Source organism: Halomonas sp. ND22Bw (genome assembly GCF_003011945.1).
Taxonomy (GTDB): domain Bacteria; phylum Pseudomonadota; class Gammaproteobacteria; order Pseudomonadales; family Halomonadaceae; genus Halomonas; species Halomonas halophila.
In genome coordinates this window covers 1-242 of sequence record NZ_PXWD01001611.1, presented here as the reverse complement: position 1 = coordinate 242, position 242 = coordinate 1, and the positions used below count along the sequence as shown (strand labels likewise).

The 242-nt window shown below is 67.4% G+C and carries 1 pseudogene; it reads left to right on the top strand.

The annotated features are described in order from the left end of the window. Positions 1-242 (top strand): annotated as a pseudogene (locus CVH10_RS23705) (IclR family transcriptional regulator); the annotation flags it as partial.

Genomic DNA, 242 nt, shown 5'->3' with positions numbered 1-242 from the left:
CAAGCTGGCGTCGATGGGATTGAGCTTCCTCAGCAAGTCCGGCGTGGTCGACATCGCACAGCCGGTCATCAACCGCCTGGCGCAGGCCACCGAGGAACTGGTGCGACTGGCCATCGTCGACGGCGAGCGGCTCACGCTCGTGGCCAAGGCGCAGGGTGCGAAGTCGGGCCTGCTCTACGACCCCGACATGGGCATCGACCTGCAACTGTCGTGCAGCGCGGCCGGCCAGGCCTGGCTCATGA